At 68.3% G+C, this 6,905-nt stretch carries 7 protein-coding genes and 1 pseudogene; 2 read left to right on the forward strand and 6 right to left on the reverse strand.

The genetic code is table 11. The features are described 5' to 3' along the window. Window positions 1–12 precede the first annotated feature (12 nt). Complete coding sequence (locus EET13_RS26020; protein ID WP_211189140.1) at window positions 13–489, forward strand: helix-turn-helix domain-containing protein; 477 nt, start codon at window positions 13–15, stop codon at window positions 487–489. After that, the gene (locus EET13_RS26025; protein ID WP_122444956.1) at window positions 483–917 is read left to right on the forward strand and encodes a VOC family protein; all 435 of its coding nucleotides are present in this window, start codon (window positions 483–485) and stop codon (window positions 915–917) included. Before EET13_RS26020 ends, EET13_RS26025 begins: the two co-directional genes overlap by 7 nt. Before the next feature lie 82 nt (window positions 918–999). Here the strand turns inward: EET13_RS26025 and rlmB are convergent, their stop codons facing one another. From rlmB to EET13_RS32480, 6 genes and pseudogenes are all read right to left on the reverse strand, one after another. Then, window positions 1,000–1,932, reverse strand: coding sequence for a 23S rRNA (guanosine(2251)-2'-O)-methyltransferase RlmB (gene rlmB / locus EET13_RS26030; RefSeq protein WP_122444957.1), 933 nt, complete (start codon window positions 1,930–1,932; stop codon window positions 1,000–1,002). Then, window positions 1,933–3,339 (reverse strand): cysteine--tRNA ligase, encoded by a 1,407-nt coding sequence (gene cysS, locus EET13_RS26035; RefSeq protein ID WP_122444958.1) that lies wholly within the window; start codon window positions 3,337–3,339, stop codon window positions 1,933–1,935. Window positions 3,340–3,381: 42 nt separating this feature from the next. Then, complete coding sequence (gene ispF, locus EET13_RS26040) at window positions 3,382–3,879, reverse strand: 2-C-methyl-D-erythritol 2,4-cyclodiphosphate synthase (protein ID WP_122444959.1); 498 nt, start codon at window positions 3,877–3,879, stop codon at window positions 3,382–3,384. Then, window positions 3,876–4,559, reverse strand: coding sequence for a 2-C-methyl-D-erythritol 4-phosphate cytidylyltransferase (gene ispD, locus EET13_RS26045; protein ID WP_122444960.1), 684 nt, complete (start codon window positions 4,557–4,559; stop codon window positions 3,876–3,878). The genes ispF and ispD overlap by 4 nt, the downstream gene beginning before the upstream one ends. Before the next feature lie 17 nt (window positions 4,560–4,576). Further along, on the reverse strand, window positions 4,577–5,065 hold the full coding sequence (gene carD, locus EET13_RS26050) for an RNA polymerase-binding transcription factor CarD (protein WP_007166539.1): 489 nt from the start codon (window positions 5,063–5,065) through the stop codon (window positions 4,577–4,579). A gap of 317 nt (window positions 5,066–5,382) precedes the next feature. Continuing rightward, window positions 5,383–6,905 (reverse strand): annotated as a pseudogene (locus EET13_RS32480) (PE family protein); the annotation flags it as partial.

Consider the following 6,905-nt stretch of genomic DNA (forward strand, 5'->3'; position numbering starts at 1 on the left):
ATACTGGACGACATGCCGCAGCCGCCTCCGGCCAGATACCTGCTGCGCGCCAAGGATTTCGTCGACGCGCGATACGCCGAACCGATCACCGTCGACGACATGGCCACGGCGGCGGGGCTGTCACGCGCTCACTTCAGCCGCATGTTCACCCGGACATTTGGCGAGTCTCCCCGCGCCTATCTGCAGACCCGCCGGCTGGAGCGGGCCGCGGCGCTGCTGCGCTACACCGACAGGTCAATCGCGGAGGTCTGCGTCATGGTCGGTCTGCACAGCGTCGGCTCCTTCACCAGCAGCTTCGCCCGGGTTTACGGCAAGCCGCCGGCCGCCTACCGCGCCAGGCTGCCGCCGGCGGCGCTGCACGCCCGGGTACCGCACTGCATCTTGCGATCCCACACCCGGCCACCGGCCGACAGCAGAGTCTCGCCCCAAGCCAGCACACGGGGAGAAGACGCCGGACGCGCCGACCATCTAGCGTCATTCCCATGTTGAAAATCGCAAGCGCCCAGCTATGGGTACACGACCAGGACGCGGCACTGAAATTCTGGACCGAAAAGGTCGGCATGGAAGTGCGCCAGGATGTTTCGCTGCCGGAGCTTGGTGGCTTCCGCTGGCTGACCGTTGGACCGCCCGGCCAGGATGACGTGTCCATCGTCTTGATGGACGTCCCCGGCCCGCCCATGCTGGATGAGGCCACGCGCCAACAAGTCCGCGATCTGATGGCAAAAGGCTTCGCCGGCACGGTGTTTCTCACCACCGACGACTGCCAGGCCAGTTACCGGGAGCTGACGGCCCGCGGGGTCGAGTTCACCGAGCCGCCCGAACAGCGGCCGTACGGCATCGATTCCGGCTTCCGCGATCCATCCGGTAACAGCGTCCGGCTCACCCAGTTGACGGACATGTCCGCCTGGGCCAGCTAGCTGACGCCGCCACAGTCCCGCGAGCAGACGCAAAAGCCCCCGCACGCTCGGGGTGTCGGGGGCTTTTGCGTCTGCTCGCCACTCAATGCCGGCGTTGGCGGGCAATCTCGGCGAGTACCACCCCGGCCGCCACCGATGCGTTCAGCGACTCGGCCTGGCCGGCCATCGGGATGGACACCACCTCGTCGCAATTCTGCCGCACCAGCCGCGACAGCCCCTTGCCTTCGGAGCCGACGACCACCACCACGGGGTCACTGCCGTCCAAGTCGTCGACAGCGGTGTCCCCGCCCGCATCCAGCCCGATCACCCGCAGCCCGCGGTCGGCCCAATCCTTCAGTGTCCTCGTGAGATTGGTGGCTCGCGCCACCGGAACCCGGGCCGCCGCACCCGCGCTGGTTCGCCATGCGACCGCCGTCACCGAGGCGGATCTGCGCTGCGGGATCAGCACACCATGACCACCGAACGCCGCCACGGACCGCACGATCGCGCCGAGGTTGCGCGGGTCGGAGATGTTGTCCAGCGCGACGAGCAGCGCCGGAGGAGCCTCCAGGGCGGCTGCGACCAGGTCGTCAGGGTGGGTGTACTGGTACGGCGGCACCTGCAATGCGATGCCCTGATGCAGGTGGTTGGCCGTCATCCGATCCAGATCTGCGCGCGGCACCTCGAGGATAGGTATTCCGGAATCAGCTGCGCGCGAGACGGATTCATTTAGTCGCTCGTCGGCTTCGGCGCCAAGCGCCACATACAGCGCGGTGGCCGGAACACCGGCCCGCAGGCATTCCAGCACGGGGTTTCGGCCAAGCACCGTCTCGGTTTCGTCGACTCGACCGCGTACCGGGCGGCGCGACTGCGCCTTGGCCCGCTTGGCGGCGGGATGGTTGGGCCGGAGGTGCGCCGGCGGGGTGGGGCCGCGGCCTTCGAGTGCACGACGGCGCTGCCCTCCCGATCCGACGGGAGCGCCTTTTTTCGTGCCGGATTTGCGTACCGCTCCCCGGCGCTGCGAATTGCCGGCCATCTACTTGCCGTCACCGCCCAGCGTCCACTGGGGCCCGTCTGCGGTATCGGTGACCTCGATGCCGGCGTTCTTCAGGCGATCCCGAATCTGGTCGGCCAGCGCCCAATTGCGTTGTTCACGTGCCTTCTCGCGGCTATCCAGCTCCGCGTGCACCAGCACGTCGAGCGCCGCCAGGGCGGCAGTGGTCTCGTCACGCGATTCCCAACGTTCGTCGAGCGGGTCGCAGCCCAGGATGCCCATCATCGCGCGGATCGAACCGGCGCTCCGCAAAGCGCCTTCATGGTCACCCGCGTCGAGTGCCCGGTTGCCTTCGGCGCGGGTGTGGTGAATTTCAGCCAGCGCGATCGGAACCGACAGATCGTCGTCGAGGGCCTCGGCGAATCGCGCGGTCCATTCGCCGGTTGCGACGGCACCCACCCGGCTGCGCACCCGGTGCAGGAAATCCTCCACTCCCACATAGGCTTTGACGGCATCTTGGAGGGCGGTATCGGAGAACTCGAGCATCGACCGGTAGTGCGCGCTGCCCAGGTAGTAGCGCAGCTCGGGCGGCCGGACCCGTTGCAACATCGCCGGTATCGACAGCACATTGCCCAGCGACTTGCTCATTTTCTCGCCGCCCATTGTCACCCAGCCGTTGTGCAGCCAGTAGCGGGCGAACCCGTCGCCGGCGGCCCGGCTTTGCGCGATCTCGTTCTCGTGATGCGGGAAAATCAAATCCATTCCCCCGCAATGGATATCGAACTCAGCACCCAAATAGGCACGGGCCATCGCCGAGCATTCCAGATGCCAGCCCGGACGGCCGCGGCCCCAGGGTGTCGGCCAGGACGGCTCCCCGGGTTTTTCACCCTTCCACAGGGTGAAGTCGCGTTCGTCCCGCTTTCCGGTGGCCACCCCCTCGCCTTGGTGGACGTCGTCTATCCGGTGCCCCGACAGCTGGCCGTAATCGGGGTAGCTGAGCACGTCGAAGTAGACGTCGCCGTCACCCGGATACGCGTGGCCGGCTTCAATCAGGCGTTCCATCAGTTCGATCATCTGGGTGATGTGCCCGGTAGCTCGCGGCTCCGCCGAGGGCGGCATGACGTCCAATGCGTCATAGGCGGCATTGAACGCCCGCTCGTAGGTGGCGGCCCACTCCCACCACGGTCGGCCCGCCGCGGCGGCCTTGTTCAAGATTTTGTCGTCGATGTCGGTGACGTTGCGGATGAAGGCAACGTCGAAACCCCGGGCCATCAGCCAGCGTCGCAGGATGTCGAACGCCACCCCGCTGCGGACATGCCCGATGTGGGGCAGTCCCTGAACGGTGGCGCCGCACAGGTAGATAGCAACGTGTCCGTCGCGCAGCGGAATAAAATCGCGCACGGCACCGGCTGCCGTGTCATGGAGCCGCAAGCGGGCGCGATCGGTCACGACGTGCCAGCTTACTGCCTAGTGCTGCAGGCACGCCGGACCCTACTGAGCTGGGAACGGATCGCGCAGCGAAATCACCAATGCCGTCGCAATGGCGGCCCGGCCCTCGCCCCGCCCGGTCAGGCCAAGCCCGTCGGTGGTGGTGGCTGACACCGACACCGGCGCATTGAGCAGACGCGACATGACCGCCTGCGCCTCGAGACGACGCCAACCGATCTTGGGCCGGTTGGCGATCACCTGGACGGCCGCATTACCGACCCGAAAGCCGTGCTGTGTGATCAGTTCGACGACATGGCGCAGCATATTGGCCCCGCTGACACCCGCCCAGCGCGGATCGTCGACTCCGAACACGTCGCCGATGTCGCCCAGCCCGGCCGCCGACAGCACGGCATCACACAGCGCATGCGCCGCGACGTCGCCGTCGGAGTGTCCGGCACAGCCGTCAGCGCTCGGAAACAGCAGGCCCACCAGCCAACACGGGCGTCCGGGTTCGATCGGGTGCACATCGACACCCAAACCGACCCGCGGCAGCCCGTTCATCCGCGCACTATTGCGTGCGCCAACAGCAGATCCAGCCGGTTGGTGATCTTGAACGCCAGTGGATCACCCTCGACCACCTGAACCTGGCCGCCGATGTGCTCAACCAATGACGCGTCATCGGTGAAATCGCTGGTGCCGGCACGCTGGTAGGCACGCAGCAGCAGATCGCCGGCAAACCCTTGCGGGGTCTGCACTGCCCGCAGGCCTGCCCGTTCCGGAGTACCCAATACCACCCCGCTGGCGTCCACAGCCTTGATGGTGTCGGCAAGTGGTAGCGCGGGCACCACGGCGGTGTGACCGGCGTGCAAGGCGCGGACCACGCGCACGACCAACGACGGTGGCGTCAAGGCCCGCGCCGCGTCATGCACCAGGACAAACGACGGCTCAGCGGTTTCAGCCAGGACGGATAGGGCTAGGCGCACAGTTTCGGTGCGGTTGGCGCCGCCGGGCATGATCGTGGCCGTGTGCCCGAGGATCAGCTTTGCTTCATCGGTGCGGTCCGGCGGGACAGCTACGACGACATTGTCGACGACCTGGGATTCCAGCAGGCCCTGGACAGCGCGTTCGACCAGGGTTTGCCCGTCGAGTTGATAAAACGCCTTGGGTACACCGACAGCGAGGCGCTCACCGGAACCTGCGGCCGGAACGATGGCGACTACGGGGCCGCTGCCTCCAGTCACCTAGAGTCTCGGGGTGTTCAGGACGCGGCGGCCAGAACCTCGTCGAGGATGGTCTCTGCTTTGGCGTCGTCAGTGCTCTCAGCCAACGCCAGTTCCCCGACCAGAATCTGCCGAGCCTTGGCCAGCATCCGCTTCTCGCCCGCGGACAAACCCCGCTCCTGGTCGCGGCGCCACAGGTCACGCACCACTTCGGCGACCTTGTTCACGTCGCCGGAAGCCAGCTTTTCAAGGTTGGCCTTGTAGCGACGTGACCAGTTGGTGGGCTCTTCGGTGTGCGGGGCACGCAACACCTGGAAAACCTTGTCAAGGCCTTCTTGGCCGACGACGTCGCGGACTCCAACGTACTCAGCATTGTCAGCCGGCACACGAACAGTCAGGTCGCCCTGCGCCACTTTCAAGACGAGATACTCTTTTTGTTCCCCTTTGATGGTTCGGGTTTCGATCGCCTCTACTAACGCAGCACCGTGGTGTGGATAGACGACGGTGTCACCGACCTTGAAGATCATCTGATTTGAGCCCCTTTCGTCACTCCATGCTAACACGCCCCCCTGACACGTGCGGATCAACGGCGCAGGTCAGGGGCACCGCAGCTGGAGATTGGGGGTTGACAGGCGATGTAAGACGTGCATCGCCGAACCCATTTTCGCCGGTCCGTGCAATCTGAAGCGCGATCCTTGGCGCCCGCCGATGGCGCATCCCTGGGCAGCACCGCAGGCCCAAGCCGGGTGCGATATGCCCGGCCGACCAAGTCGGCGGAGCCTGGCCACCCAGTGCAGGAATGCTGGGCGACGCTCTCATGAGAGATGACCCACCGCCAGCCCGGTTAGCCAGAGGCGCCCGCCTGACCGTCTGTGCCGCGCATTCCGTCGGCGCCGGACCGGCCGTCAGCTCCGTCGGCGCCTTTGCCGAACAAAGGATCGGCATTCTTCCCACCGGTGCCGCCGGTCCCGCCGTCACCGCCGGCGCCGCCGCCACCGCCGGAGCCCGACTGACCACCGGCGCCGTGGCTACCCGCGATACCTGCCGTCGCCGTGCCGCCGGCCCCGCCGGCCCCGCCGTTACCACCGGCACCACCGTTACCACCCACACCGCCGTCACCACCGCCACCGCCCATGCCCGGGGTCCCGTCTGGCGCGGGTATTTTGCCGCCCAGGAACAAGCGATAGGTGTCGCCGCCGCCGCCGCCGCTGCCGCCACGCCCGCCACCCGCACCGTCGCCACCCATGCCGCCTTTTCCGCCGGTGCCGCCAGCCCCGCCGTTGCCCGACTCCCAGCCGCCCGCACCACCGGCTCCGCCGGCACCACCGCCACCGCCGGCAAACGCGTGTGCACCTGCGCCGCCCCGGCCGCCGACGCCACCCTTACCACCGAAAGCGTGAACGGCGTCGGCGTCGCCGCCCTTGCCGCCGCCGCCACCGTTAGCGCCGGCACCGCCATCCCCGCCATCGCCACCCCGGCCGCCGAAAGCTTGACCCCGAAACGCGGGAAAGACCTCGGCCGGTCGGCTGCCGGCGAAGCCGCCGTCGCCGCCGTCACCGCCACCACCGCCGGGACCGCCAGTGCCCCCCTTTCCTCCTGTGCCGCCGGTGGCGAAGCCCAAGGTGGCATCAGCCCGGCCGCCGTCACCGCCCTCACCACCCTTGGCGCCGAGGCCACCGGCTCCGGCGTTGCCGCCGTCGCCTCCCTGCATGGTGCCGAGTCCGGAATCGCTTCCACCGTCGCCGCCATCACCACCCCAAATACCAGCACCGGTGCCACCGCCGACCACCTGGACAGCATCTTTGCCGTCGAACCCGGCGCCGCCTCCGGACGCCCCGTTGAACCCGCTGTCGGCCTGCCCGGCCTTGGGAAGTGCGATGGGGTTGACACCGTCCGACCCGTCGGCGCCGTTACCGCCATTGCCGCCGGCCCCGCCCTCGCCAATCCGCCCGGCGTTGCCGCCTGTCCCGCCCTGACCACCGGTCCCGCCAGCCATTCCCGCCGCGACCGGACTGGCGTCTCCGCCGTCACCGCCGTCACCACCGTTACCGCCGGCCTGGCCGCCGGCACCGGCTAGGCCATCGCCAAAGTTGTGGGCGATCCCGCTGTCACCGCCGAGCCCGGCGGCCCCGCCATAACCGCGATCACCGCCATCGCCGCCGCCGCCACCCGTGCCACCGTTCGGGCCGTCGGCGCCGTCGCCGCCGTCTCCCCCGTCTCCGGCGTTTCCGCCAACCCCGCCGTCGCCGCCCCGTCCACCGAAGCTGGTGAAAGACGCTCCGCCCTTGCCGCCGTCGCCACCGCTGCCACCAGCCGCGCCGCGCCCGCCGTGGCCGCCGTCTTGGCCGGTACCGTCGGCCCCATCAG

The organism is Mycobacterium attenuatum (assembly GCF_900566085.1).
Lineage (GTDB): Bacteria > Actinomycetota > Actinomycetes > Mycobacteriales > Mycobacteriaceae > Mycobacterium > Mycobacterium attenuatum.